This is a genomic window from Brevibacterium sp. OS20 (assembly GCF_056837565.1).
Window position 1 is genome coordinate 1,181,539 of the sequence record NZ_CM166367.1, and the last position, 26,040, is coordinate 1,207,578.

The 26,040-nt window shown below is 65.0% G+C and carries 23 protein-coding genes; 18 read left to right on the plus strand and 5 right to left on the minus strand.

The window, feature by feature from the left end; all coding sequences use genetic code 11:
• The first annotated feature begins 74 nt into the window (after positions 1–74).
• Genes dacB through tilS form a run of 3 tightly spaced genes read left to right on the plus strand, consistent with a single transcriptional unit; the run spans position 75 to position 3,590 of the window.
• A complete protein-coding gene (gene dacB, locus ACVZTU_RS05075; protein WP_482401542.1) occupies positions 75–1,568 on the plus strand; it encodes a D-alanyl-D-alanine carboxypeptidase/D-alanyl-D-alanine endopeptidase in 1,494 nt (497 codons plus the stop codon).
• Positions 1,565–2,581: a zinc-dependent metalloprotease gene (locus ACVZTU_RS05080; RefSeq protein WP_139468660.1), complete on the plus strand. Its 1,017-nt coding sequence runs from the start codon at positions 1,565–1,567 to the stop codon at positions 2,579–2,581. The genes dacB and ACVZTU_RS05080 overlap by 4 nt, the downstream gene beginning before the upstream one ends.
• Complete coding sequence (tilS, locus tag ACVZTU_RS05085) at positions 2,568–3,590, plus strand: tRNA lysidine(34) synthetase TilS (protein WP_482401543.1); 1,023 nt, start codon at positions 2,568–2,570, stop codon at positions 3,588–3,590. Before ACVZTU_RS05080 ends, tilS begins: the two co-directional genes overlap by 14 nt.
• A gap of 3 nt (positions 3,591–3,593) precedes the next feature.
• Here the strand turns inward: tilS and ACVZTU_RS05090 are convergent, their stop codons facing one another.
• Positions 3,594–4,868: an amidohydrolase family protein gene (locus ACVZTU_RS05090; RefSeq protein ID WP_446655900.1), complete on the minus strand. Its 1,275-nt coding sequence runs from the start codon at positions 4,866–4,868 to the stop codon at positions 3,594–3,596.
• A gap of 116 nt (positions 4,869–4,984) precedes the next feature.
• On the opposite strand from ACVZTU_RS05090, the gene ACVZTU_RS05095 reads away from it, so the two are divergent.
• The 12 genes from ACVZTU_RS05095 (at position 4,985) to ACVZTU_RS05150 (ending at position 17,590) form a co-directional block, all read left to right on the plus strand.
• A complete protein-coding gene (locus ACVZTU_RS05095; protein WP_259357077.1) occupies positions 4,985–6,256 on the plus strand; it encodes an MFS transporter in 1,272 nt (423 codons plus the stop codon).
• Between the two features lie 47 nt (positions 6,257–6,303).
• Positions 6,304–6,855 (plus strand): hypoxanthine phosphoribosyltransferase, encoded by a 552-nt coding sequence (hpt, locus tag ACVZTU_RS05100; protein WP_139468656.1) that lies wholly within the window; start codon positions 6,304–6,306, stop codon positions 6,853–6,855.
• 179 nt (positions 6,856–7,034) lie between these two features.
• Positions 7,035–9,221: an ATP-dependent zinc metalloprotease FtsH gene (ftsH, locus tag ACVZTU_RS05105; RefSeq protein WP_139468655.1), complete on the plus strand. Its 2,187-nt coding sequence runs from the start codon at positions 7,035–7,037 to the stop codon at positions 9,219–9,221.
• The gene (gene folE, locus ACVZTU_RS05110; RefSeq protein ID WP_139468654.1) at positions 9,221–9,844 is read left to right on the plus strand and encodes a GTP cyclohydrolase I FolE; all 624 of its coding nucleotides are present in this window, start codon (positions 9,221–9,223) and stop codon (positions 9,842–9,844) included. Before ftsH ends, folE begins: the two co-directional genes overlap by 1 nt.
• 23 nt (positions 9,845–9,867) lie before the next feature.
• Positions 9,868–10,749, plus strand: coding sequence for a dihydropteroate synthase (gene folP, locus ACVZTU_RS05115; protein WP_218973642.1), 882 nt, complete (start codon positions 9,868–9,870; stop codon positions 10,747–10,749).
• A complete protein-coding gene (gene folK / locus ACVZTU_RS05120; RefSeq protein WP_139468653.1) occupies positions 10,746–11,702 on the plus strand; it encodes a 2-amino-4-hydroxy-6-hydroxymethyldihydropteridine diphosphokinase in 957 nt (318 codons plus the stop codon). The genes folP and folK overlap by 4 nt, the downstream gene beginning before the upstream one ends.
• 28 nt (positions 11,703–11,730) lie before the next feature.
• Complete coding sequence (locus tag ACVZTU_RS05125; protein ID WP_139468652.1) at positions 11,731–12,192, plus strand: DUF3180 domain-containing protein; 462 nt, start codon at positions 11,731–11,733, stop codon at positions 12,190–12,192.
• On the plus strand, positions 12,189–12,689 hold the full coding sequence (locus ACVZTU_RS05130; protein ID WP_139468651.1) for a PH domain-containing protein: 501 nt from the start codon (positions 12,189–12,191) through the stop codon (positions 12,687–12,689). Before ACVZTU_RS05125 ends, ACVZTU_RS05130 begins: the two co-directional genes overlap by 4 nt.
• A gap of 2 nt (positions 12,690–12,691) precedes the next feature.
• Positions 12,692–14,551: a PH domain-containing protein gene (locus ACVZTU_RS05135; RefSeq protein WP_248283964.1), complete on the plus strand. Its 1,860-nt coding sequence runs from the start codon at positions 12,692–12,694 to the stop codon at positions 14,549–14,551.
• Entirely contained in the window at positions 14,548–15,438 is an 891-nt protein-coding gene (locus ACVZTU_RS05140; RefSeq protein ID WP_139468649.1) for a Rossmann-like and DUF2520 domain-containing protein, read from the plus strand. Before ACVZTU_RS05135 ends, ACVZTU_RS05140 begins: the two co-directional genes overlap by 4 nt.
• A 44-nt stretch (positions 15,439–15,482) precedes the next feature.
• The gene (gene lysS / locus ACVZTU_RS05145) at positions 15,483–17,042 is read left to right on the plus strand and encodes a lysine--tRNA ligase (protein ID WP_446655899.1); all 1,560 of its coding nucleotides are present in this window, start codon (positions 15,483–15,485) and stop codon (positions 17,040–17,042) included.
• Between the two features lie 218 nt (positions 17,043–17,260).
• Positions 17,261–17,590 (plus strand): histone-like nucleoid-structuring protein Lsr2, encoded by a 330-nt coding sequence (locus ACVZTU_RS05150; protein ID WP_092015973.1) that lies wholly within the window; start codon positions 17,261–17,263, stop codon positions 17,588–17,590.
• A 294-nt stretch (positions 17,591–17,884) separates the two neighbouring features.
• Here the strand turns inward: ACVZTU_RS05150 and ACVZTU_RS05155 are convergent, their stop codons facing one another.
• Positions 17,885–18,775, minus strand: coding sequence for a macrolide 2'-phosphotransferase (locus ACVZTU_RS05155; RefSeq protein ID WP_139468646.1), 891 nt, complete (start codon positions 18,773–18,775; stop codon positions 17,885–17,887).
• 150 nt (positions 18,776–18,925) lie between these two features.
• Between ACVZTU_RS05155 and ACVZTU_RS05160 the strand changes: the two genes are divergently transcribed.
• Positions 18,926–21,466: an ATP-dependent Clp protease ATP-binding subunit gene (locus ACVZTU_RS05160; RefSeq protein ID WP_139468746.1), complete on the plus strand. Its 2,541-nt coding sequence runs from the start codon at positions 18,926–18,928 to the stop codon at positions 21,464–21,466.
• 58 nt (positions 21,467–21,524) lie between these two features.
• Positions 21,525–22,109 (plus strand): amino-acid N-acetyltransferase, encoded by a 585-nt coding sequence (locus ACVZTU_RS05165; protein WP_446655898.1) that lies wholly within the window; start codon positions 21,525–21,527, stop codon positions 22,107–22,109.
• 124 nt (positions 22,110–22,233) lie between these two features.
• Here the strand turns inward: ACVZTU_RS05165 and ACVZTU_RS05170 are convergent, their stop codons facing one another.
• Complete coding sequence (locus tag ACVZTU_RS05170) at positions 22,234–23,265, minus strand: HhH-GPD family protein (RefSeq protein ID WP_482401544.1); 1,032 nt, start codon at positions 23,263–23,265, stop codon at positions 22,234–22,236.
• Positions 23,266–23,412: 147 nt separating this feature from the next.
• Here ACVZTU_RS05170 and ACVZTU_RS05175 point away from each other — a divergent pair, with 147 nt between their 5' ends.
• On the plus strand, positions 23,413–24,105 hold the full coding sequence (locus ACVZTU_RS05175) for a hypothetical protein (RefSeq protein WP_482401545.1): 693 nt from the start codon (positions 23,413–23,415) through the stop codon (positions 24,103–24,105).
• 4 nt (positions 24,106–24,109) lie between these two features.
• Here ACVZTU_RS05175 and ACVZTU_RS05180 read toward each other — a convergent pair whose 3' ends face one another.
• Entirely contained in the window at positions 24,110–24,502 is a 393-nt protein-coding gene (locus ACVZTU_RS05180) for a VOC family protein (protein WP_139468643.1), read from the minus strand.
• Between the two features lie 43 nt (positions 24,503–24,545).
• Positions 24,546–25,913: a DNA repair protein RadA gene (radA, locus tag ACVZTU_RS05185; RefSeq protein WP_482401546.1), complete on the minus strand. Its 1,368-nt coding sequence runs from the start codon at positions 25,911–25,913 to the stop codon at positions 24,546–24,548.
• Positions 25,914–26,040 lie beyond the last annotated feature (127 nt).

A 26,040-nucleotide genomic window follows, 5' to 3' on the forward strand; every position in this document is an offset into this window, starting at 1 on the left:
TAGATGGTACAAGTCCCCGTCACCGCCCACCGACGGCGACCGCCTCACGGTCGTCGAGGAATGAGAGCCTGCGTTTGAACGACACCGATGCGCCGCAGAACCCGTCGGACTCCGGCTCCCCGCGCCGCGACCGCAGAGAGGCGACCTCGCGGCGGAAGAAGGGCGGTGCGATCACCGCAGGGATCATCGTCCTCGCCCTCGGTGCCTATGCCGCCGTCGACGCCTACGACCTCGTGCCCGGCCTGCCCGGCGTGCTGACCACCGAACCCCAGGTCGAGGTCCAGACCGTGCCCACTCCGCAGGCCCACGCCCAGCAGGTGCCCGCCCCCGCCTCGGCGGTCGACGATTCCGCTCCTGTGCCCACACAGATCCCGAAGACGATCGACGCCGTGCTCAAGGATTCGAAGGTCAAGGGCTTCGGCCTCGAGGTCCGTGACGGGATCAGCGACGACGTCCTCTACGCGAAGGACGAGACGAAGCCGCGCACTCCCGCCTCCGTGACGAAGGTGCTCACAGCGGCCGCCTCCCTGTCCGCGATCGGCGGGGAGAAGCGTTTGGCGACGACGACGGACTTCGACGCGGACACGAACACCCTGACGCTGACCGGCGGCGGCGATGTGCTCCTGTCGGCCGGAGACTCCGATCCCGGTTCGGTCAACGGGCACGGGGGACTGCGGACCCTGGCCGAAGACACCGCGGCCGCCCTCAAGGACCAGAACATCACCGAGGTGGCCCTCAACCTGGACACGAGCCGCTACGTCGGCGAGGACTTCGACTCCGGCTGGTCCCGGTCCGATATCGCCAAGGGCGTGATCACCCCGATCCAGCCGATCATGGTCGACACCGCCTACGTCGGGTCGAAGAACGCCGACTGGCGGGGCCGCAGCGAACACCCGGCGAAGGACGCGTTCTCGATCTTCGAAAAAGAGCTGAAGAAGACCGGGATCACCGTCACCGAGGCGACCGACCGGTCCGAATCCGAGGCGCCGTCCGAGTCCGAGAACCCGAAGGAACTTGCCCGGGTGGAATCGGCGACGATCTCCGAGATCGTCGAATACGCGCTCGTGCACAGCGACAACGTCGTCGCCGAGATGCTCGGCAACGAGGTCGCCATCGCTCAGGGGCAGGACGGCAGCCTCGAGAACGGTCCCAAGGCGGTCCTGGAGGCCCTCGGCGAATCCGTCGATCTCGGGCGCACTCACCTCGTCGACACCTCGGGGCTGTCCTATGACAACCGGATCGCCCCGCACGATCTCACGACCGTGCTGCAGGCCTCGGTCGTCGCCGATGACTCGCTGGCCGGGCTCGTCAGCTACTTCCCCGTCGGCGGACTGACCGGCACCCTGCACGACCGATTCCTCGACGAGAGGAACGCCTCAGGGGTGGTGCATGCGAAGACCGGAACGCTGTCGACCGTGACCTCCCTGGCCGGGGGAGTGCTCGACGCGGAAGGCCGCTACCTCGTATTCTCCATCCAGATCGACGACGTGGATAAGGACAAGATCTTGGAAGCCAGAAAGACCGTGGACGATATCGTCACAGCCCTCGCGAACTGCGGCTGCCGATGATCATCGACGAGAACTTCGCCGCCCGCACCGCCCGTGAGCTCGTCTCCGCGGCGAAGGTCCCCGAACCGGGTGTGCTCGACGGACTCGTCGAGGGGATGAAGGACAATGCGCTGACCGCCCAGGACCTCGTGCTCGACTCGTTTCTGCTGCCGCCGGAGCACGCCGATGATGTGCGCGGACGGCTCGCCGCCGGTTCCGTGCTCGTCCTCGACCAGGTCAGCTGGGTCAAAGCCAACGCGCAGTCCGTCAATGGAATGCTCGATGAGGCGGCCCTGCCCGCCCCGGTCAGCCCCGCCACCGCGAAGGCCGGCGCCGTCGAGGTCGCCGGGGTGCTCTCACTCCTGTCGACTCGCGTGCTCGGCCAGTTCGACCCCTTCGCCGTGGAGACGGGACGGCTGATGTTCGTTGCCCCCGCCGTGCTCATCGCCGAGAGGGCCATGGACGTCGATCCGCGTGACTTCCGCATGTGGGTGGCCCTCCACGAAGCCACCCACCAAGTGCAGTTCGCGACCGCGCCCTGGCTGCGCGAACATATGCGCACCCTGCTCTCCGGAGCCGTGTCGACCCGACTGACGATGCCGGGGGTCGGCGGGATCGTCGACCTCTTCGCCACCCTCGGACGCATCGTCAAGGGCGAGGCCAGCATCATCGACCTCATCCGTGACGAGACCATGCGCACCGCACTCGACGAGGCCACGGCGATCCTGTCGCTGCTCGAAGGCCACGCCGATGTCGTCATGGACGAAGTCGGAGCCGGTGTCATCCCGAGCGTGCGCCGGCTGCGCCGCAAGTTCGAGGCCCGCCGCGATGCCGCCCAAGGCGGGTTCCTGACGAATCTGCTCGGAATGGACCTCAAACTCGCCCAGTATCGCGACGGAGCGAAGTTCGTCCGTGCCGTCCGCCGCGAGGTCGGACAGAAGGGCTTCTCCCGCATCTATGCCGAACCCGCGAACCTGCCGCGCACGGCCGAAATCCACGAACCGCAGCTCTGGCTCGACCGTGTCCACGGCTGAGGGGCCGCGCAGCGCATCGTCGCCGAGGCGGCCGACCCTCGACCCGGCCAGCGCAGCCATCCGCAATGCCGTGCGCGCAGCGCTCGCCGTCGCAGGAGCGTCTGTCCCGGGCCTCATCGTCGCAGTGTCCGGGGGAGCGGATTCGATGGCGCTGCTCCACGCGACCGCATTTCTCCATCGACGCGGTGAGATCCGGGCCCGTGCCGTCACCGTCGACCACGGCCTGCAGACCGTCACCGCCGAAGTGGCCGACCGGGTTGCTGTCACCGCCGAATCCTGGGGTGTGCCCGCCGAGGTGATGAGGGTGAGGATCGATGCCGGTGAGGAAGGCCTCGAGGCCGCGGCACGCACCGCCCGCTATGCCGCCCTCGAAACCGCTCGGGCCGCAGCCGGAGCCGACTGGATTCTCACCGCCCATACCCGCAGCGACCAGGCAGAGACCGTTCTGCTCGGCCTCATGCGCGGATCGGGCACCCGGTCCCTGGCCGGGATGAGCCCGCTGGCCGGTCGCCTCATGCGTCCCCTGCTCGGCCTCGACCGAGACCAGACCGAAGCGTCCTGTCAGGCACAGGGCATCGAGATCTGGGACGACCCGATGAACGCCGACACCGCGTTCACCCGCGTCCGGGCCCGGCAGCTGTTGGCCGGACTCGAAGCCGAACTCGACCAACCGATCACCGCGAACCTCGCCCGCACCGCCGACCTCTGCCGAGCCGACGCCGATTTCATCGATGCCCACGCCGAGGCGGCAGGGCAGACGATCCGCGGAGCCGCCTCGGTGCCGGTGGAGGTCTTCACTGCGCTCGACGATGCCGTGCTCAGCCGCGTCGTGCGCGACTGGGCGATCTCACTCGGCGTGCCCGGACAGAACCTCGGAGCGGTGCGGGTCGCCGAACTCTGCGCACTCATCCGCGATCGCAGGCGCGGTCGACTGTCCCTGCCCGGGGACACGGAAGTCGTCGTCTCCGACGGGCGGGCCGTGTTCCAACCGGCCGCGAAGGCCCGCTGAGACTCAGCTCAGCCGCGGCCCGCCCGCCAGTTCGCCGCCGGAGGCGATGAGTCGACCGCCCTTGAACACATCCCTGTCCCTCGGGCAGTCCATGATCGCCGAGGTGACCGTGTCGGCGTCGACGAGCACGAAGTCCGCGGGAGCGCCCACCGCCAGACCGAACCGGGAATCGTCGACCAGAGCCGAACCGTCGGAACGAGCACCGGCCATGACCTGCGCTCCTCCGCGTGAGGCGATGTCGAGACAGCCTTCGATATCTGCGTCTGCACGGAATCCGTTCGTGAACGCCAGCTGCCAGGTCCGGCGCAGCAGATCGCCGTCACCATAGGGACTCCAGTAGTCCCGCTGACCGTCCTCGCCGAGTCCCAGAGCCATTCGGCGCTCACGGATGAGTCTCTGCGGCAGCGCACCCTTGGCCGGGGCAACCGTCGTCAGGGCCACTCCCGCCTCGGCGAGGACATCGAGGATCCGAGCGACCGCGGGTTCCGGGTTCGTGTTGAGAGCGAAGGCATGGGAGACCGTGACCTGCCCGGCCATACCCGCGGCTCGAGTACGCGCAGCGATTTCCTCGAGCGTGAAGAGTCCCGCGGTGCCCGCCTCATGGAGGTGGATGTCGATGCCCTTGCCGTGCTTCTCAGCCAGGCCGAAGACGACATCGAGGTGGGAGACCGGATCCCGGTCGTAGAGCAGCGGATCGAGTCCGCCGACGAGGTCCGCGCCCTCGCCCAGAGCCGCATCGAGCAGCTCTTCGACGCCCTGCTCGTGCACGATTCCAGCCTGCGGGAAGGCAACGATCTGGAAGTCGAGGACATCGACATGAGCCTCGAGCGCGGCCCTGACCCCGTGGAAGCGCTCGAGACCGCAGTCGGCATCGACCTGTGCGTGTGAGCGGATGCGCGTGCCTCCGGACGCGATGATCTTCGCAATTGCGTACGCGGCCTGATCGGCGACGCTGCGCTCGCCCTGCCGCCAGTTCTCGCGATCGTTCATGATGTACCCGTGCAGAGTGCCGTCGGCGGTGTGCGGACGGAACGTCTGGCCCATCCGATTCGAATCCAGATGAGCGTGGACATCGCCGAGGCCAGGCAGCAGGATCCGCCCCGCCCCGTCGATGACCTCGGTCCTGGTCGATGTCGTCCCGGTCGCCGGTGGCGCGGAATCGGGGGCGGCATCCTCGGCGGGGGAGAGGCGAGAGAACCGTCCCTCGGTGATCTCGACGTCGACGGCGGGAGCATCGGGCGTGCGAGGGAACAGGCGCACATTCTTCACAACGATCATGTGCTCAGCCTACGACCGTCAAACGGTATACCATCGGAAGCTGTGCCTGTCTGCGTGCCTCTATGGGGCCGCGGCCCGCGCGCACGACGACTGCAGCGGTCTGAAAGGATGAGGCCATGACGACTTCGCCCGTGCAGGGATTCCGACGCAACCGCGGCCTCGACGTTCTGGCCCTGGCCTGCCTCGTCCTCATCGCCGCCTCGCTGCGCCCAGCCGCCTCCTCCCTGGGGCCCGTTCTCTCCGAAGTCAGCGACGGATTCTCCCTGGCCGAATGGCAGACCGGTCTGCTCACGGCTCTGCCGGGACTCGTGTTCGCCATCTGCGGCATCATCGCCGTACCCCTGCTCAAGCGCCTCGGTCTGTTCTCCGCTCTAGCCCTGAGCGCCGCCCTCATCGTGGCAGGCATCGGTCTGCGCGCCATCGTCACCGAATGGGTGGCCTTCGCTCTGCTCACGGTCCTCGCCCTGGCCGGAATGTCGATCGGCAACGTCATCCTGCCGGTCTACGTCAAGTCCCGCTTCCCGCACCGGCCCACCCTGGGCGCGACGACGTTCACGGTCTCGCTCGGCCTCGGTTCGATGCTGCCCTCGCTGCTGACTGCGCCTCTGGCCGAACAGTTCGGCGGGTGGCGCTTCGGTCTCGGCTTCTGGCTGGTCCTGCCCTTGTCCGCGCTCATCACCTGGACGGTGCTGCGGACACTGAAGTCCGTGCCCGTCCTCTCCGGACAGGCCGCGGAGCCCGGTGGGCAGCAGGAGGAGGCGCCGCCTCGGCGAGCGGTTTTCACCTCGCCCAAGGCGCGGTATATGGCCATGTTCTTCGGCCTCCAATCGGCCAATGCCTATCTCCAGTTCGGATGGCTGCCGCAGATCTACCGCGACGCCGGGCTCGACCCCTTCCTCGCCGGGATCATGCTCACGATCGTCACCTTCGGCGGTCTGCCCGGTGGATTCCTCGCCCCGCAGATCATCGTCCGGGGCATCGCCCCGCGCGCCTTCCTCGTCTCCTTCGGGGCCAGCGCCGTCGCCGGCTATACCGGACTGCTGCTCAGCCCGGTCAGCCTCCCCTGGCTGTGGGCGGCTCTGCTCGGATACGGCGGATTCGCGTTCCCCGCCGCGCTGGCGCTCATCACCTCCCGCACTCGCGAGGTCTCCGTCACCGCCTCGACTTCGGCGTTCGTCCAGTCCTCGGGCTATGTGCTCGCCGCACTGTGCCCCCTGGCCGTGGGCGGACTGCTCGGGGTCAGCGGCGGCTGGCAGGTGCCGCTGTGGTTCATGGTCATCATCTCCGCACTCATGGCGATCACCGGTTGGCTGTCGGCCGGTCCGGGGACCGTCGACGACGAACTGGCACCGACATCCGGGCCCACTGGCACCGGTGAGGCAAAGTGACCCATAATGGAATCTCCAGGACCCGCATCTGAGGAGAATCGACACTCGTGGACATCAACGATCTCGGCAATGACATCGAAAAAGTACTCGTCTCGGAAGAGCAGATAGCCGCACGACTCGTTGAACTGGCCGCCGCCATCGATGCAGACTACAAAGACAAGGACATCCTCCTCGTCGGCGTCCTCAAAGGCGCCGTCATGGTCATGGCCGACCTTGCCCGCGCCCTGCACTCTCCTGTGACGATGGACTGGATGGCCGTGTCCTCCTACGGTTCGGGCACCAAGTCCTCCGGCGTTGTGCGGATCCTCAAGGACCTCGACACCGACCTCACCGATCGGCACGTCCTCATCGTCGAAGACATCATCGACTCCGGCCTCACTCTGTCCTGGCTGGTCCAGAACCTGCGCACCCGCGGAGCTGCCACCGTCGAGATCTGCACTATGCTGCGCAAACCCGAAGCCGTCAAGGTCGACATCGACGTCAAGTACGTCGGCTTCGACGTGCCCAATGAATTCGTCATCGGCTACGGACTCGACTATGCGGAGAAGTACCGCAATGTGCCGTTCGTGGCGACCCTGGCCCAGCACGTCTACAGCTGAGTCCGCTGGCACCGCTTTTTACGCCCGCGGCGAACCCGGGCCGAGTCCGGGGTCTGTGACGGAATAGATTCGGCACGCATTCGGGCTATAGGGGTGCGAAGTACTAGGCTGTGGGGGATGTTCCCAGGCAGCCTCGGTAGCCTGAAACGGTTGCCCACATCTTTTTCCTGAGAGGACTTATGGCCGAGTCGAACAAACGTCGCCCCCTGCTGAACAAGGCGACGAAGGGCCCATTGGTCTGGATCGTCCTGGCGCTGCTCGTCGTATCGATCGGTGCTCTGCTGTTCAGTCAGTCCGGGTTCAGCCAGATCGACACCGAACAGGGTCTGCAGTTACTCAAGGACGACAAGGTCGAACAGGCCAAGATCGTCGACAAGGACCAGCGCGTCGACCTCACTCTCAAGGACGACTACAAGGTCGACGGCAAGGACTTCGGCAAGAAGGTCCAGTTCTTCTACGTCGAACAGCGCGGAGAGCAGGTCGTCAAGGCCGTCGACTCCGCCGGCCCGGACAAGGGCTTCACCGACGAGGTGCCCAAGCAGAGCTGGCTGATGTCGCTGCTGGGCACGCTCATCCCGTTCGTCATCATCTTCGTCGTCTTCTGGTTCCTCATCTCGCAGATGTCGGGCGGGAAGATGATGAACTTCGGCAAGTCGAAGGCGAAGCTCGTCAACAAGGAGAACCCGGACGTCACCTTCAAGGACGTCGCCGGAGTCGACGAGGCGCTTGAAGAGCTCGAAGAGATCAAGGAGTTCCTCGCCGAGCCGGAGAAGTTCAAGGCCGTGGGAGCGAAGATCCCCAAGGGCGTGCTCCTCTACGGACAGCCCGGTACGGGCAAGACCCTGCTGGCCAAAGCCGTCGCCGGTGAGGCCGGAGTCCCGTTCTACTCGATCTCCGGTTCCGACTTCGTCGAGATGTACGTCGGCGTCGGTGCCTCCCGAGTTCGTGACCTGTTCGAACAGGCGAAGTCGAACGCCCCCTGCATCATCTTCATCGACGAGATCGACGCCGTCGGCCGCCAGCGCGGCGCCGGAATGGGCGGCGGACACGACGAGCGCGAACAGACTCTCAACCAGCTGCTCGTCGAGATGGACGGATTCGACGTCAAGACGAACGTCATCCTCATCGCCGCGACCAACCGTCCCGACGTTCTCGATCCGGCGCTGCTGCGTCCCGGTCGCTTCGACCGGCAGATCCCCGTCGAAGCCCCTGATATGAAGGGCCGCAAGCACATCCTCGAGGTCCACGCCGCCGACAAGCCGCTGGCCGACGAGGTCGACCTCGGGCAGGTGGCGAAGCGGACCCCCGGATTCTCCGGTGCGGACCTGGCCAATGTCCTCAACGAGGCGGCCCTGCTCACCGCACGTGAGAATGCGAAGGTCATCGACAACCGGATCCTGGATGAGGCCATCGACCGTGTCATCGCCGGCCCGCAGAAGCGAACGCGACTGATGAACGACAAGGAACGCCTCGTCACCGCCTACCACGAGGGCGGGCACGCACTGGTCGCCGCGGCCATGAACCAGACCGACCCGGTGACGAAGGTGACGATCCTCCCGCGCGGACGCGCACTCGGCTACACGATGGTGCTGCCCAGCGAGGACAAATACTCGACGACCCGCAACGAGCTGCTCGACCAGCTCGCCTACGCCATGGGCGGGCGTGTGGCCGAGGAGATCGTCTTCCACGACCCGACCACAGGTGCCAGCAATGACATCGAGAAGGCGACGAACATCGCCCGGAAGATGGTCACCCAGTACGGAATGAGCGAGAAACTGGGCATGGTCAAGATCGGCGACGACCAGTCCGAACCCTTCGCCGGCCGCGGTTACGGCGGCGGCGACGAATACGGGGATTCGACCCTGTCCTCGATCGATCGCGAGGTCCGCGGTCTCATCGACTCCGCGCACGCCGACGCCTACTGGGCGCTGACGCACAACCGCGATGTGCTCGACAACCTCGCCTACCAGCTGCTCGAACGCGAAACGCTGGACCAGGCCGCCCTCGAGGAGATCTTCGCCCCCGTCGTCAAACGCGCCACCCGCGAAGTGTGGCTGGCCCACGACGATCGCCCCGTGTCCGAACGCGGCCCCATCGTTCCGCCCGCACCGCAGAGCGAACGCAGCGACGGTGAAGGATCGACCGGCGCCGAGGTGGACACCACCGACATCCCCGGAGCCGGACCCACGGGCGTCAGCGGACCCCACGTCCCGCACAACCCGCCCGGACCCGAGAACCCGAACGGCCCGACCGGCCCGACGGGCGGCCCCACCGGGGGACCGACCGGAGGACCAGGCACAAGCGGTCCGGGAACCGGGGGACCGGCGACGAATGACACGAACGAAGACAGAGGGAACAACGACTGATGGCCGATATCGAAGAGGTCTCCGCCGGTCTCGGCCCCGCCCCCGCAGGGCAGGACAACAAGGTCGACCAGGAGCGCATCGCCGCTGCCGTGCGTGAGATCCTCATCGCCGTCGGCGAAGACCCCGACCGGGAAGGACTCGTCGAGACCCCGCACCGGGTGGCTCGAGCCTATGAGGAGATCTTCGCGGGACTCCACCGCGACCCGGCCGAAGTCCTCGGCGTCACCTTCGACATCAGCCACGAGGAACTCGTCCTCGTCCGCGATATCGACCTCTACTCGACCTGCGAACACCACCTCGTGCCCTTCCACGGAGTCGCCCACATCGGCTACATTCCGAGCAAGAACGGCAAGGTCACGGGACTGTCGAAACTGGCCCGCCTCGTCGAGATCTATGCGCGGCGCCCCCAGGTGCAGGAACGCCTGACCTCACAGATCGCCGACGCGCTCGTCGATCATCTCGAACCGCAGGGCGTCATCGTCGTCGTCGAAGCCGAACACCTGTGCATGACCATGCGCGGAGTGCGCAAGCCCGGAGCCTCGACCATCACCTCGGCCGTGCGCGGGCAGCTGCGCGAAAGCGCCTCCCGAGCAGAAGCGATGAGTCTCATCCTCGGTCGCTGAGGCAGAACACGGATCACACAGCGATGGACGAAACAGCCGCTAAGACGACGCAGATCATGGGCGTCCTCAATGTCACCCCCGACTCCTTCTCCGACGGCGGGCTGTGGTTCGACCATGACCGAGCCGTCGCCCACGGACTCGAACTCATGGCAGCCGGTGCCGACATCATCGACGTCGGTGGCGAATCGACGCGTCCGGGATCGGCCCGCGTCGACGAAGCCGAAGAGCTGCGCCGAGTCGTCCCGGTCGTCCGTGAGCTCGCCGCAGCCGGAGCTGTCATCAGCGTCGACACGATGCGTGCCCGCGTCGCTGCAGAATCCCTGGCAGCCGGAGCTCATATCATCAACGACGTCTCCGCCGGACAGTCGGACCCCACCATGCTCAGCGTCGCCGCCGAGTCCGGAGCTCCCATCGTGCTCATGCACTGGCGCGGCTACCTCGATCAGGCTTCGGCGACGTTCCACTACGACGATGTCGTCGCCGAGGTGATCTCCGAGCTGCGCACCCGCATCGACGAAGCCATCGACGTCGGCGTCGAACCGGCGAATATCATCGTCGACCCCGGCCTCGGGTTCTCGAAGAACGCCGAACACAACTGGCAGCTGCTCTCCGCGCTCGACGAATTCGCCGCCCTCGACCACCGACTCCTCGTCGCCGCCAGCCGGAAGCGCTTCATCGCCTCCCTGCTCAGCCCCGACGACCCGAAACAGGCCGAACAGGCGGCGAAGGATCAGGCCACGGCCACGATCTCCGCGATCTCCGCGCAGGCCGGTGCCTGGGCGGTCCGCGTCCACGATCCGGCCACCTCGGCGGTCGCCTGCAAGGTCATCGCCGCGGTCAGGGAACACTCCGCAGCAGCGGCACACCCGGCAGCGGACTCCGGGACTGAGGGATCCGGGCGATGACCGGCGCAGAGTCGGCCCCCGACCGCATCGAACTGCGCGGACTGACGGTGCGCGGCAACCACGGCGTCTTCGACTTCGAGAAGCGCGAGGGTCAGGACTTCATCATCGACGTCACCCTCCACACCTCCGTCGCACGTGCCGCGGCCACCGACGACCTCGCCGAGACGATCCACTACGGCGAACTCGCCGAAGACGTCGCCGGAATCGTCGAGAACAACACCTTCGACCTCATCGAAACGCTGGCCGAACGCATCGCCGACCACTGCCTGAGCCTGTGCGAACACGTCGAGGTCGTCGTCCACAAACCCTCGGCACCGATCCAACGGACCTTCGACGATGTGCGCATCCGAGTCGAACGCAGACGCGTCGACTCTGCCGCCGCCTCGGTGAGGGAGCCTGCAAGGGCCGCGGACGCGCCGCGCGGTTCGGGCGACACGGCCGAGGGCGAGACCGAAGCGTATCTCAATCTCGGGGCGAACCTCGGCGATGCCGCGGACACCCTCGACCAGGCGGTGGCCGCCCTCGACCGGCATCCGGACATCACCGTCACCCGCCGGTCCTCACTCTTCCGCACCGCCCCCTGGGGCGGAGTCGACCAAGCCGACTTCCTCAACCTCGGAGTGCTCGTGACGACCACATTGTCGGCTCTCGAACTGCTCTCGGTGGCACAGGGCATTGAAGTCGCCTGCGGGCGGACGCGCGAACTCAGGTGGGGACCCCGCACCCTCGACATCGACCTCATCCGCTTCGGAGACGAGGACGGGGAGCAGCGCAGCAAGACCCCGCGACTGACGCTGCCGCACCCGCACGCTCACGAACGTGCCTTCGTCCTCGCGCCATGGGCGGAACTCGTCGGAGACACACTCATCGACACCCCACAGGGACGCCGCCCCATCAGCGCGGTCCTGGCCGAACTCGACGACCAGGACATCGCTCGGATCACCTCTGGATAACCGCCCGCGATCTGAGAGACTGGGAACCATGCAGAGAACCTCCTCGTCCACCCTCGCCGTCTGGGCCGTGATCGGCACGGTTCTCGCGATCGTGGTCGACGTGGTGCTCGAAAGCCAGGGGTTCTCACTGCCGGGACTGCCGTGGTTCGCCATCATCGGCATGCTCGTCCTCGCAGCCATCCTGTTCCTGCTCGGCTGGCCCATCAAGAAATGGAACGACGGTGACCGGACGAAGGAGATCGACCCGATCCAAGCGGCGAGAGTGGCGATCATGGCCAAGGCCAGTGCCCTGACCGGGGCCGGACTGGCCGGCTGGTACCTGGGCAACGCCGGCTACTACTTCCTGTCAGCCCCCGGGATCCGCAATGATCTGGCCGCAGGTATGCTTGTCGCGATGATCTCGGCCGCAGTGCTCATGATCGTCGGTATGATCGTCGAGGGATTCTGCGAGATCCCACCCCAAGACCCGCCGGGAGCTGAAACAGCATGAACCGCGACCTCTCCTTCTCCATCGGAGCCGATGTGCCCTTCAACAGGGTGAGTCCGAAGTACGGGCTGAAAGAGGTTCTGGCGTCACTGACGCTGCTCGTTCCGATGCTCATCGCCGGGCTGGCCTTCGCGATCATCTTCAACTCCGAGGTGCCCTGGCTGCACCTCATCTGGATCGCCGTCCTCGTCTACGGCATCATTTCGACGATCATCATCCTCCGTCAGGCTCGCGCCATCGGCTATGCCGAACGGGAGGACGACCTGCTCGTCCGCCGCGGCATCATGTTCCACCGCGCCACCGTCGTGCCCTACGGCCGACTCCAATTCGTCGACGTCGACGCCGGCCCCATCGACCGCATGTTCGGCCTGGCCACCGTCAAACTGCACACCGCGTCGGCCGCCACCGACGCGACGATCCCCGGACTGCCCCGCGCCGAAGCCGATCGCCTGCGCGACAGCCTCGCCGGACTCGGCCAGGCCAATCTCGCCGGGCTATGACCATGAGCGACGCATCTTCACCCGAAACCCCGAACCCCGGCACCGAGGCGGCCGCACCGGAGGTCTGGCACCGCGTCCATCCGCTGACGCCGATCCTCGAGAGCCTCGGCGTCCTCGTCGGCATCTTCATCGCCGCGGCCTACGGTCTGCAGAACTTCTTCCAGAGCGCCGTCGAAGACCTCGCCTCCGGCCGGTCCGTCAACCTCACCTTCGCCGAATGGCTGGGCGCTCACCCGCTGGTGATCCTCGCCGTCGTCGGCGGAATCATCCTGATCCTGGTCCTCACCGCCTTCTTCAGCTGGCTGGCGTGGCGAGTCATGGGGTATCGGGTCGACGCCGAGGCGATCTACTACCGTCGGGGGCTGCTGTCGAAGAAGCTGCGCAAGGCCCGTCTGGACCGCGTCCAGTCGATCGATCTGCAGCAGAAGCTGCTGCCGCGCATGCTCGGCATGGCCGAACTCGTCTTCGATGTCGCCGGCGGCACCGACTCGAACATCTCCCTGAAGTACTTGTCGAAGAAACGTGCCGAAGAGCTGCGCGATGAACTTCTCGCCGCGGTGAAAGCGAAGAAGAACGCATCCGCGACGTCTGCGACGTCCACCGATGCGGTGCCCGGAGTCGCAGCCGACCACGGTGGGACCGAGGCCGATACAGAGGCAGGCGGCGGCGCAGGAGCCGATGCATCTGCGGGCGACACTGCACGCTTCGGCGCCGGTGGCCACGACAGCCCGGACCCAGGTGCGGACGGAGAACAGCCGGGCATCGACCGCTCAGTGCCCGAACGCAGCGCCGACAGCATCGGAGTGCGACTGAGCAAGCGCCTGGGCGTCCTGGCCGACGACGTCTCCCACGAAGCGGAACGGAGCCTCAACGACCTGCTGGCTCCGTACAACCTCTCGGCCGATGTCGGCGAAGAGGGAGAGATCATCCGTGTCCCCGCCCATCGGGTCATCGTGTCCTCCCTGCTCAACACCGGAACGCTGATCTCCGTCGGCGTCATCATCGTCCTCGTCGCCATTGCCGTCGTGTTCCTCCTCGTCGGAATCGAGGAGGCCTTCCTCCCGATCCTCATCGGTGGATTGCCCGGCATCTTCGCCGCGTTCGCCGGGTTCAAGAAGAACCTCGACAATGCCAACTTCGTCGTCCGCATCAGCGAAGACGGATTGGCCGTCAGCCACGGACTCTTCTCCACCTCCCGCAAAGTCATCCCGCTCGACCGGCTCCAGGCCGTCTGCCTCCACCAGCCGCTGCTGTGGCGCTGGGCCGGCTGGTGGAGGGCCGAATACAACATCGCCAGCGACGGCGGAAAGAGCGACGAGAACCTGCTCCTGCCGGTCGGCGATATCGACCAGGCACTGCTCATGGTGGGTCTCGCTCTGCCCGACCCGCAGCTGCCCGAAGGCATCTCGGCCGACGGCCTCGTCCGGTCGGCCATGTACGACAGGAAATCCACACACCCCGACGCAGCGGCGGCCGAGGAGCTGTTCCACGCGCAGCCGCGCTCCTCACGGATCCTCGACCCCCTCGTCTGGAGACGACGGGCCTATGCCCTCACCGATTCCCTGCTCGTGCTGCGCCTGGGAGTCCTCGATCGCCGGGTCGACTTCGTGCCCCATGTCAGGGTCCAGTCCCTGCGCTACTACCAAGGGCCGCTGATGAGGTCGCTGAAACTGGGCAGCGTGGCCGTGCACTCGACCGCCGGACCCATCACCCCGCTCGTGAAGCATCAGGACGCCGAAGCTGCCAAACGCTTCTTCACCGAACATGCCGAACGTACTCGGATCGCCCGCCAACGCTTCGACGCCGCCGCGAAGTCGGCACACACCGGCCCCATCGAGACTCACGAGGAAGACAACGGATGAGCCAGGACGACGCACCACGGCTGGGCATCGGAATCATCGGCTGCGGCCGAGTCGGAGCCAGCATCGGTGCCGCCTGGAGGCAGGCCGGTCACGCGATCATCGGAGTCAGCGCCACCTCGACGGCCAGCCTCGAACGTGCCGAGGACATGCTGCCCGGAGTGCCGGTCCTCGACCCCGACGCGATCACCGAACGCGCCGAACTCGTGCTCATCGCCGTCCCCGACGACGAGATCGCACCACTGGTGACCGGACTGGCGAACCTCGGCCGCATCCATGCCGGGCAGATCCTCGTGCACTGCTCCGGCCGATACGGAACGGACGTCCTCGAGGCCGGGACCCGCCTCGGCGTTCTGCCCATCGCTCTGCACCCATCCCTGACATTCACAGGCACCGAGGTCGATCTCAGCCGTCTGCGGCAGGCGACGATCGCGGTCACTGCGCCCGCGCCGATCCGTCCGGTGGGCGAGGCTCTCGTCGTCGAACTCGGTGCCGAACCGATCGACATCGCCGAGGCGGACCGTCCTCTCTACCATGCGGCCATCACCCACGCGTCGAACCATTCGATCACGATCCTCGCCGAGGCCATGGAACTGCTCGCCGAGGCAGGGGTCGCCGATCCGTCGGCCGTCCTCCACGCCCTCGTCGACGCCAGCGTCGCCAACACCATGCAGAACGGACCGAAGGCGCTGACCGGACCGATCAGCCGTGGTGATGTCGGAACCATCGAAGCGCACCTGGCGGCACTGAGCGAGTTCAGCCTCAGCCGATCGAACCCGGCCGTGCGCAACAGCTACATCGCACTCGCCCGATCGACGGCCGCGAAAGCACTGGCGATGGGACGGATCACAGAAGCTCAGGCACAGCAGATCCTGAGCGCTCTGGACTGACCGCCGAATTCCCCCGTGCGGCCCGTCCACGGTAGCCTTGAAGCATGGCGAATACCGACTCGAAGACACCTGAGAACGCAGACCTTTCACCCGAACACCTCGATCCGGAACAGATCCGGATTCGAAAGGACAAGCGCCAGCGTCTCCTCGACGACGGAACCGATGCCTACCCGGTGACGGTGCCCCGCACCCACAGCCTCGCCGAGGTCCACGCCGCCCACGACGGTCTCGAAGCGGGGGAGGAGACCGAGGCTGTCGTCGGCGTCATCGGCCGAGTCGTCTTCGTCCGCACCACCGGCAAACTCTGCTTCGTCACACTGCAGTCCGGTGACGGCACCCGCCTGCAGGGCATGCTCTCGCTGCGTGAAGTCGGTCAGGAGCGCCTGGACGACTTCAAGACCGACGTCGACCTCGGCGACTTCCTGTTCCTGCACGGAAAGGTCATCAAGTCCAAGCGCGGTGAGCTCTCCGTCCTCGCGGACTCCTGGACCATGGCGTCGAAGGCCCTCCGCCCGCTGCCCGGATTGCACACCGAACTCGCCGAGGACACCCGCGTCCGCCAGCGCTACCTCGACCTCATCACCCGCGAGCAGGCTCGGGAGACGATGCTCACCCGTGCCAAGGTGATGTCGTCGCTCCGGAAGACCTTCGCGGACCAGGACTTCGTCGAGATCGAGACGCCGATGCTGCAGACCATGCACGGCGGTGCCTCGGCACGCCCGTTCAAGACGCATATGAACGCCTACGACATCGACATGTACCTGCGCATCGCCCCGGAGCTGTTCCTCAAGCGGGCGGTCGTCGGCGGAATCGAGAACGTCTTCGAGATCAACCGCAACTTCCGCAACGAGGGTGCTGACTCCACTCACTCCCCGGAATTCGCGATGCTCGAGGCCTATCAGTCCTTCGGCGATTACCATTCGATCGCCGATCTCACGAAGACCCTCATCCAGAACGCCGCCCAGGAAGCCACCGGATCGCTCGTCGTCACTCTCGACGACGGCACGGACTACGACTTCGGCGGAGACTGGCCGGTCGTGAGCATGTACGACTCCCTATCCGAGCTGTCCGGCGTCGAGGTGACCCCGGAGACCGGACTGGACGTCCTCGACAAGATCGCCGCCGACAACGGCGTCGACATGGGCGGAGTCTTCCGCTCACACGGAAAGTACGTCGAAGAGCTGTGGGAGCACTTCTACCAGGACAAGCTCTGGGCTCCGACCTTCGTCACCGACTTCCCGGTCGACACCTCACCACTGGTGCGTGAGCACCGGACGAAGAAGGGCGTCGTGGAGAAGTGGGATCTGTATGTGCGCGGCTTCGAGTTGGCCACCGGCTATTCGGAGCTCGTCGACCCGATCATCCAGCGTCAGCGTTTCGAGGCTCAGGCCGCGGACGCCGCCCGCGGTGACGACGAGGCGATGGGCCTCGACGAGGACTTCCTCATGGCGATTGAGCACGGAATGCCGCCGACCGGCGGAATGGGCATGGGACTCGACCGTCTGCTCATGGCGCTGACCGGTTTGGGAATTCGTGAAACCATTCTGTTCCCATTCACCAAGCCTTTGGCTTCTTCGCAGGAGGACTCGGCTCAGGAGGGCTGATCTGATTATGTTGGATATCCTCAAAGCGCTGCTCCCGTCGATCTGTGTGGGATTGCTGTTCTGGTATGTGTTCCGGAATATCGTCCGCGCAGATCGCAATGAACGCGAACAGGTAGATAAATACTATTCAGAGATTGACGTTAGCGAAGTCGACGATAATCCCCGAACGGATGTTAAGATGACAGCGACAAAAACCTCTGATTACGAAAAGAGTGAACATGGCAAGGGAAATGCGCCTCGTTCTCACGGATGATTTCGACGGAAGCGAAGCGGCGGAAACCGTTCGTTTCAGCCTCGACCAGGCGACGTACGAACTCGAGCTCTCAACCGAGAATGCCGACAAACTCCGTGAGACGTTCGCCCCATTCATCGCCAAAGCACGTCGTGTAGCCAACACCGGTGGCCGTGGCCGCCGTGCGGGCTCGTCGGGCCCCAAGCGGGACACGGCGAAGATCCGCGAGTGGGCTCAGAACAACGGGTACCAGCTCGGTGATCGTGGACGGATCCCGCTGGAGATCGTCGAAGCATACGAAGCAGCGGAGAAGTAAGAGGCTCATTCGAAAGCCGATAACTTCCGATTAGACCCGAGGGGTCAGCGAATTGAATCGCTGGCCCCTCGGTCTTTTTGTGCTCGACCTCGGAAATATCAATTGCCCTCATCCGGCGATGCGGCAACACAGCAGTGATGAATCATCACAGACAATTGCCAGGTGGAGAGTAGTTGAAAATCATATCGATTGATGCCGCAGCCAAATGATTCGAAGAAGCTGCACACGAATCAAGGGAGCCTGCACTGCGGCTGAGGAAAGACCTCTGCTCACCGCACGGCTGTTGAAGTCGGTTCAGTTCTCCGGGTTCAATTGAATTCGTGCCGCACTCATATGCTCCGGGTCTCCGGTCTGCAGAGCGTACAGCCCCAATTCGACGGGCGACGTCGAGTAGAGCTCGCCGCAGTGCTCGGCGAACCTGGGCCAGATCCGAGCGCCGGCTTCCACGTATCGCGCGCTCGTGTTCTCGAACGCTGAGGCCGAGACACTGGCGTGATGGAACATGAAATCTCTGGCCGGATCGCCGATTGCCGCGGTCGTCCAGTCGAGGATGCTCAGATTGACGGGTCCGTCCATGAGCTGATGAGCCGGGTACACCTCGCCATGAGTCACGGTTGAGAACGACGGCCAATAGCTGTCTTCGTCGAGCCACGCGGTCCACCGCCGGAGCAGGGACGGCGCCACCTCGAACTCGGCGGCGACGTTGTCGATGTCTTCGCGCTTGCGCTGTCGGATCTCGGTGGGGGAGAACTCCGGAATGCCTGTGTCCCGAACGACAGCCGGGTCGACGGTGTGAAGTTCGGCGAGGACTGATCCGAGCGATGCGGCATACTCGGAGGATTCGACATCGAAATGCCACTGCGGCTGACCACTGTCATCGATCGTCAGTCCGGGTGTTCCCGGCAGCAGCGGGTAGGCGATGAGGTCATTCGAGTGGATCTGCCAATCGGGGACCGCGACGCTCAGATGCGGTGCGATGGCGCCCAGGAACCGGCCCTCGACGGCGGCGCGGGCAGAGACATCCGGACGCCGAGGGATCCGGAGCACCCACGCTCCGCCGTCGACCGCCTCGGCGATGGCGACCTGGAAGTCGAGGCCGAGCTCGTTGATGACGATGGAATCGGTGATGATGTCGAGACCGTGGGCCCGGGCCAGGTCCCGGATGATCGTGGGATCGGTGGGCATGTCTGCGTCCTCTCTGACGTTGCTGTGTGGGTCTCGAGTCTAGAGAATTTCGCCCACAGCCAAACGGTTTCGGCTGATGGCGAAACCTGCAATAGAACCGCGGTCGTGGTGGTTAGGCTCAGAAGAATCAGAAGACCGAGGAGGATGAATATGTTCGAGCGGTTCACCGACCGAGCACGACGCGTCGTGGTGCTCGCGCAGGAAGAAGCGAAACTTCTCAAACACAACTACATCGGCACCGAGCACATTCTGCTCGGCCTCATCCATGAGGGTGAAGGTCTGGCAGCGAAGGCACTCGAGGGTATGGACATCTCCCTCGAGCAGGTGCGCGACCAGGTCCAGGAGATCATCGGTCAGGGACAGCAGGCTCCGAGCGGCCATATTCCCTTCACCCCGCGGGCGAAGAAGGTCCTCGAGCTCAGCCTCCGTGAAGCACTGCAGCTGGGTCACAGCTACATCGGCACCGAGCATATTCTGCTCGGCCTCATCCGTGAGGGCGAGGGCGTTGCCGCGCAGGTGCTCGTCAAGCTCGGCGCGGACCTCGGACGCGTCCGCCAGGAAGTCATCAAGCTGCTGTCGGGCTACCAGGGCAAGGAACCCGTGTCCGCCGGCGGCCGCGAAGAGGGAACTCCCTCGGGATCGCTCGTGCTCGACCAGTTCGGCACCAACCTCACCGCTGCGGCCCGCGAGGCCAAGCTCGACCCGGTCATCGGCCGGCACGAGCAGATGCAGCGCGTGATGCAGATCCTCTCGCGTCGCACGAAGAACAACCCGGTGCTCATCGGTGAACCCGGTGTCGGCAAGACGGCTGTCGTCGAAGGACTCGCACAGGCCATCGTCAACGGCGATGTCCCCGAGATCCTCGCCGACAAGCAGCTCTACACACTCGACCTCGGTTCGCTGGTCGCAGGCTCCCGCTACCGCGGTGACTTCGAGGAGCGTCTGAAGAAGGTGCTCAAGGAGATCCGCACCCGCGGCGACATCATCCTCTTCATCGACGAGATCCACACCCTGGTGGGTGCCGGAGCCGCCGAAGGTGCGATCGATGCCGCTTCGATCCTCAAGCCCATGCTGGCTCGCGGAGAGCTGCAGACCATCGGTGCGACCACGCTGGACGAGTACCGCAAGCACATCGAGAAGGATGCCGCTCTCGAGCGCCGGTTCCAGCCGATCCAGGTTCCCGAACCGTCGCTGGCGCATTCGATCGAGATCCTCAAGGGTCTGCGTGACAAGTACGAAGCGCACCACAAGGTCACCGTCACCGACGGAGCCCTGGCAGCCGCTGTCAACATGTCCGATCGCTACATCAACGACCGGTACCTGCCGGACAAGGCGATCGACCTCATCGACGAAGCCGGTGCCAAGCTGCGCATCTCGCGTCTGTCGGTTCCCCAGGAGGTGCGTGACCTGGAGGAGAAGATCCTCGAGGCCCGCCACCGCAAGGAAGCCGCCATCGATGCTCAGGACTTCGAACTGGCAGCCTCGGAGCGCGATTCCGAGATGAAGCTGCAGAAGGAGAAGGAAGAGCAGACCGAGGCGTGGCGCAAGTCCGGCACCGACACCTCGAAGGTCGTCGATGCCGATCTCATCGCCGAAGTGCTCGCCTCTGCCACCGGCATTCCGATCTTCAAGCTCACCGAGGAAGAGTCCTCGCGTCTGCTGCGGATGGAAGACGAGCTGCACAAGCGCGTCATCGGTCAGGACGATGCGGTCAAGGCGATCTCGCGGGCGATCCGTCGTACCCGCGCCGGGCTGAAGGATCCGAAGCGCCCCTCCGGCTCGTTCATCTTCGCGGGCCCCACCGGCGTCGGCAAGACCGAGCTGGCCAAGGCTCTCTCGGAGTTCCTCTTCGGCGATGAGGATTCGCTCATCAGCCTCGACATGTCCGAATACTCGGAGAAGCACACGGTTTCGCGACTGTTCGGTTCGCCTCCGGGATATGTCGGATACGAAGAGGGCGGTCAGCTCACGGAGAAGGTCCGCCGGAAGCCGTTCTCGGTCGTCCTCTTCGACGAGGTGGAGAAGGCCCACTCGGACATCTTCAACTCGCTGCTGCAGATCCTCGAGGATGGTCGACTGACCGACTCGCAGGGTCGTGAGGTGGACTTCAAGAACACCATCATCATCATGACGACCAACCTCGGTACGCGTGATGTCTCGAGCGGACTCCAGCTCGGATTCCAGGTCGAGGGTGACACGAAGACCAACTACGACCGGATGAAGCAGCGGGTCAACGAAGAGCTCAAGCAGCACTTCCGTCCCGAGTTCCTCAACCGGGTCGATGACACGATCGTGTTCCCGCAGCTGAGCATGGTCGAGATCATCAAGATCGTCGATCTCTTCCTCGAACGTCTCGACGTCCGCCTGGCCGATCAGGGCATGAAGGTCGACGTCACGGCCAAGGCGAAGGATCTGCTCGCCGAGCGCGGCTACGATCCCGTCCTGGGTGCCCGTCCGCTGCGTCGGACGATCCAGCTCGAGATCGAGGACACTCTGTCGGAGAAGATCCTGTTCAAGGAGATCGGACGCGGCCAGACCATCAAGGTCGACGTCAAGGGCGAAGGAAAGGACGCTGAGTTCACCTTCGAAGGCATCGAGACCGAGAGCCTGAAGCCCGCTGAGGATGACGAAGGCGAACTCGCAGGTCTGGGTTCGTCCGGTTCGAGCGGATCCTCGGAGACCTCGGCCTGATCGTTCATCACCTTCTCGGATAACGCATAAGAGTCCGGCGATGGTGTTGAATGTCGGTATGAGCTCACATGCAGGCGACTTCGATCACGGACTGATCTCCGAGGACCATCATTCAAAGCACGAACTCCCAGGAGGTCTGTACCTGCGACGAGCGAGGACCGGCGATGTCAAAGGCATCGAAGCCCTGGTCGCCCCACTGGCCGGTGAGCGGATCCTGCTCGCCAAGGACACGGTGACCTACTTCGAGTCGCTGCAGGAGTTCTGGCTGGTCGTCGACCCGCAGCCCGATGGTTCCGAGATCCTCGCCGGCTGCGGCGCCCTGCACATCATCTGGGCGGATCTCGCCGAGGCGCGCACGGTCGCCACGTCACCGGACTATCGGGGCAGGGGAGTGGGCAAGGCGATCATCCAGCAGCTGCTCGCCGATGCTCGTGAGATCGGAGTCGACCGGGTGTTCTGCCTGACCTTCGAGACCGGATTCTTCGGTTCGCTCGGCTTCGAACCGATCAAGGGCATCCCCGTCTCACCCGAGGTCTACGTCGAGCTGCTTCACTCCACCGATGAGGGCGTCGCAGAGTTTCTCGACCTGGCCAGGGTCAAACCGAATACCCTGGGCAACTCACGGATGATCAAATACCTCTGAGGCAGACCCTGATCCTGGCCGTCACCGGCGGGCGTCGGTCTTGGCCACGCTCTCACCGGCCAGTGTAGGCGACTGCCGCACACGCACCGTCCAGTGGCGACGTCTGCCATGTTCGGGTCCTGATTCAGCTGTTCGGCAATGCCAATCGGCCATCGACCTGTTGTGCCAGACCGTCGTCGACGAGGTCGGAGATGAGCCGATTGATCCTGTCCTGGTCCGCACTGAGTTCACGCACTCGCGCCACCGCCGTGGCCGTCGATTCGGCCAGTGAGTCGAGAAACACCGGGTCGAAGTCGGTCACCGAGGCGGTGAAGACGTCGAGCCGGACACCGCGTCGGTCGTCCCCGGCGACGTGCGCTGCCTTGAGGACATCCATGATCGCGCCGCGCAGCTGTCGATCGGTGCCTGCCCACTTCTGAGTCTTCGGTTTCGTCGCCGAGGCGGGTCTGCCCAATCGGTTCCATGTGCAGATGTCCTGGAGCGGGCAGGCGGGGCAGTCGGGATTGCGTGCCGTGCAGACGAGGGCCCCGAACTCCATGACTCCGGCGTTCCACTCAACGTGCTTGTCCTCGGGCACCAGGGCGGCCGCCCAGGCAGTCTCCTTCCCGCCAGGTGAGGTGGTGGGGCGTTCCCGGCCCGCGAAGAGGCGGATGAGGACCCGACGCACGTTCGTGTCGAGCACGGTCGTCTTTCTGCCGAAAGCGAAGGAGGAAACCGCGGCGGCGGTATAGGACCCGATGCCCGGCAGTCGTTCGAGCTCTTCGGTCGTTTCGGGAACCCGGTTGTCCAGGTCCGCGGCGATGACTTCGGCGGCTTCCTGCAGTCGCAGCGCTCTGCGCGGATAGCCCAAGCGATCCCAGGAGTGGAGGACTTCGGCGGTCGGGGCGGCGGCGAGGTCGGCTGGTGTCGGCCATTTGTCCATCCACGCACGCCATCGCGGTTCGACTCGGGCGACAGGGGTCTGTTGGGACATGATCTCACTGACGAGGATTGCCCAGGCACTCGTCTTCGGGTGCCTCCACGGCAGGTCGCGGGCGGTGTCCTCGAACCAGGCGATGATGGTGTCCTGGACTCGTCTGAGCACAGGTTCGGACACCTCGGGGAAGGCGGAGGTCGACCCGGAGGGATTCGATTCGGGACCGGCTCGGTGTGTCATTTGGATGCTCAATCGCTTCGGCCTAGGCTCAAAGCGATGACTCCTTCCAATCGTGGTTCGCAGCCGAACAGAGCTGCCGGGCAGCCTCGCCAGTCTAGCGGGAAGCTGCCTGCTCACGTGTACCGCCGACGCCGTATCACGCTTGCTGTGGCCAGCCTCCTCGTCCTGGGGCTTCTCGTGCTCGGAATCGTCGGAATCGTCAAAGCCATCGGCGGCCGCAGCGACGGATCGGACAAGGTTGCAGCCGAGGAGACTACCCCGGCCGAATCGACGACGGCGGCACCGGTGCCGGATAAGAAGGCAGCGAGCGGAAAGTGCCCGGAGGACAAACTCTCGCTGAAGGCGAAGGTCGATCCGAAATCCGTGAAGGATGGGAAAGAACCCGAATTCGGCATGGTCATCGAGAACGGCCACACCGCCACGTGCCTCATCGAGGTCGGTACCGATAAGCAGGAATTCATCGTCGAAAAGAACGGTGATGTCGTGTGGTCGTCGGAGTACTGCGCGGCGGCGAAAGACGAGAATGCCGAAGCTTCCACGGAGTTCGCACCGCAGTCGGAGAAGACTGCGAAACTCAAATGGAACCGGATCAAGGTCGACAAGAACTGCAACCGCGAAGACGCTGACTTCGCCCCCGGCGACTACGAGCTCATCGTGAAGCTCGATGACAAGAAGAGCGAACCGACGCCGTTCGAGCTCGAGAAGAGCGCCGCCGATAAGGCCAAGGAGAAGAAGGCCGCGGAGGAGAAGAAGAAAGCCGACGAGGAGAAGAAGTCGGAAAAGGAATCCGGCGAGAAGGACTCCTCGGATGAGAAGCAGTCAGAGGAACCGCAGGACTGAGTCCTCAGGCACCACGGTAGGAGCCGACTCCCCAAGAGTTCCCGTCGTGGTCGCGGAAGTCGAATTCGCGGCCGCCGTAGTCTTGAGTCGCTACCGGTCGCACGATCGCATGCCCCAGGTCGACGATCTCCTGGTAGAGTCGGTCCACTTCTCGTTCGGTGTCGACGACGACGTAGATCGAGCTTCCGCCCACTGCATCGAGTGCCGATCCGTCGTTGCGGACCGAACCGAACATGATCCCGCCGTTGTCACCGAGCGCGAATTCGGCATGCTCGACGAGGGCCGGGTCCTGCTCATTGCGCACGAGCAGTCTTTCGGTGAACCCGAGCGTGACCAGCAGTTCGATCGTCGCTGCGGCATCGGTGGTCCGGAAGGCGGGAAAAACTGTCGTGGTCATGACACCAGGATGCTCCAAAACCAAGCGAAAGTCCCGAACTTTCTCACTTCTGCTCCCGAAGACCCTGCTTCGTCAGCATCAGTTCGACCGCCCCGGCGATGTGTTCGCACTCCTCGACCTCCATCTTGTCCGGTGCCGCCACATTGGTCATGGCTCCCTTGGCGACGACGGCATGAGTGATGCCCAGTCGTTTGGCTTCGTTGAGGCGTTGGCCGAGATTGGGGACATTGCGGATCTCCCCTGACAGGCTGACTTCGCCGATCGCGACGAGGTGGCGAGCCAGCGGCTTGCCGAGCAGCGCCGAGGCCAGGGACATGCAGATCGCGAGGTCGCTGGCCGGCTCGGAGAGCTTCGCTCCGCCGACGGTGGCGGTGAAGACATCGCTCTTGGCGAGGTCCTCCTGCGCGACGTTCTGGCTGAGCACAGCCAGCATCATCGCCACTCGGGAGGAATCGACTCCGGAGACCGAGCGACGGGACTGGCCGCCGGCGGATTCTGTGATGAGCGATTGGACTTCGACGAGCAGCGGTCGCTTGCCCTCCTGCGTCACCGTTAGGCAAGTGCCGGGCGGATTCGCACCGCTGCGCGAGAGGAACAGTCCCGACGGGTCCTCGAGACTCTTGATCCCGTTCTCCTCCATATCGAAACAGCCCACGTCGTCGGTGGGGCCGAAGCGATTCTTCACCGCGCGCAGCATACGCAGACGCGAATGCCTCTCACCTTCGAAGGTGCATACGACGTCGACGAGGTGCTCGAGAAGGCGAGGACCGGCGATCGTGCCGTCCTTCGTGATGTGGCCGACGAGCACAGTCGGCAGAGACCGGGCCTTGGCTTCCCTGATGAGGGCGGAGGCGACTTCGCGGACCTGGGTGACTCCGCCGGGGATGCCTTCGACCTCGGAGGATGCCAAAGTTTGGATCGAGTCGACGACGAGCAGCTCCGGCTGTTCGGATTCGATCATTCCCAGTACCGACCCCAGATCGGTCTCGGCGGCGAGGAGCAGCGAGTCGGCCAGGGCATTGATCCGTTCGGCGCGCAGCCGCACCTGACCGGCGGATTCCTCACCGGTGACATAGAGAACCTTGACCCCGAACATGGCGATCTTCGCGGCGACGTCGAGCAGCAGCGTCGACTTGCCGACCCCCGGCTCGCCGGAGAGCAGGACAACGGCGCCAGGCACGATGCCACCGCCGAGCACCCGATCGAACTCGGGGACGAACGTCGATCTCGCCTGCGCGAGCGACGAGTCGATCTCGCTGATCGGCTTCGCCGCATTGGATTTCTTGATTTTCGTCTTCACCTTCGACGAGTTCGCGCCCTTTTCCTCAAGGGTGCCCCAGGCCTGGCATTCGGGGCAGCGTCCCAACCATTTGACTGTCGAATAGCCGCATTCCGAGCATGTGAAAGACATACCGCAATTCTGGCACGGGCCGCTGACACGAGAGTCCTTGCTCGAGAGTCCGGCCTCAGTGACAAGGAGAGCTGGCCGGTGCGCACTGCAGCGGGGGAGCCCGGTGAATGCAGAAGGGCGCCCGACG

Excerpts from the sequence above, each read along its gene's own strand:
- ACVZTU_RS05080 (WP_139468660.1), top strand. The coding sequence starts at position 1,565 with ATGATCATCGACGAGAACTTCGCCGCCCGCACCGCCCGTGAGCTCGTC.
- ACVZTU_RS05090 (WP_446655900.1), bottom strand. The coding sequence starts at position 4,868 with ATGATCGTTGTGAAGAATGTGCGCCTGTTCCCTCGCACGCCCGATGCT.
- ACVZTU_RS05095 (WP_259357077.1), top strand. The coding sequence starts at position 4,985 with ATGACGACTTCGCCCGTGCAGGGATTCCGACGCAACCGCGGCCTCGAC.
- ftsH (WP_139468655.1), top strand. The coding sequence starts at position 7,035 with ATGGCCGAGTCGAACAAACGTCGCCCCCTGCTGAACAAGGCGACGAAG.
- folE (WP_139468654.1), top strand. The coding sequence starts at position 9,221 with ATGGCCGATATCGAAGAGGTCTCCGCCGGTCTCGGCCCCGCCCCCGCA.
- folP (WP_218973642.1), top strand. The coding sequence starts at position 9,868 with ATGGACGAAACAGCCGCTAAGACGACGCAGATCATGGGCGTCCTCAAT.
- folK (WP_139468653.1), top strand. The coding sequence starts at position 10,746 with ATGACCGGCGCAGAGTCGGCCCCCGACCGCATCGAACTGCGCGGACTG.
- ACVZTU_RS05125 (WP_139468652.1), top strand. The coding sequence starts at position 11,731 with ATGCAGAGAACCTCCTCGTCCACCCTCGCCGTCTGGGCCGTGATCGGC.
- ACVZTU_RS05130 (WP_139468651.1), top strand. The coding sequence starts at position 12,189 with ATGAACCGCGACCTCTCCTTCTCCATCGGAGCCGATGTGCCCTTCAAC.
- ACVZTU_RS05135 (WP_248283964.1), top strand. The coding sequence starts at position 12,692 with ATGAGCGACGCATCTTCACCCGAAACCCCGAACCCCGGCACCGAGGCG.
- ACVZTU_RS05140 (WP_139468649.1), top strand. The coding sequence starts at position 14,548 with ATGAGCCAGGACGACGCACCACGGCTGGGCATCGGAATCATCGGCTGC.
- lysS (WP_446655899.1), top strand. The coding sequence starts at position 15,483 with ATGGCGAATACCGACTCGAAGACACCTGAGAACGCAGACCTTTCACCC.
- ACVZTU_RS05150 (WP_092015973.1), top strand. The coding sequence starts at position 17,261 with ATGGCAAGGGAAATGCGCCTCGTTCTCACGGATGATTTCGACGGAAGC.
- ACVZTU_RS05155 (WP_139468646.1), bottom strand. The coding sequence starts at position 18,775 with ATGCCCACCGATCCCACGATCATCCGGGACCTGGCCCGGGCCCACGGT.
- ACVZTU_RS05160 (WP_139468746.1), top strand. The coding sequence starts at position 18,926 with ATGTTCGAGCGGTTCACCGACCGAGCACGACGCGTCGTGGTGCTCGCG.
- ACVZTU_RS05165 (WP_446655898.1), top strand. The coding sequence starts at position 21,525 with ATGAGCTCACATGCAGGCGACTTCGATCACGGACTGATCTCCGAGGAC.
- ACVZTU_RS05170 (WP_482401544.1), bottom strand. The coding sequence starts at position 23,265 with ATGACACACCGAGCCGGTCCCGAATCGAATCCCTCCGGGTCGACCTCC.
- ACVZTU_RS05180 (WP_139468643.1), bottom strand. The coding sequence starts at position 24,502 with ATGACCACGACAGTTTTTCCCGCCTTCCGGACCACCGATGCCGCAGCG.
- radA (WP_482401546.1), bottom strand. The coding sequence starts at position 25,913 with ATGTCTTTCACATGCTCGGAATGCGGCTATTCGACAGTCAAATGGTTG.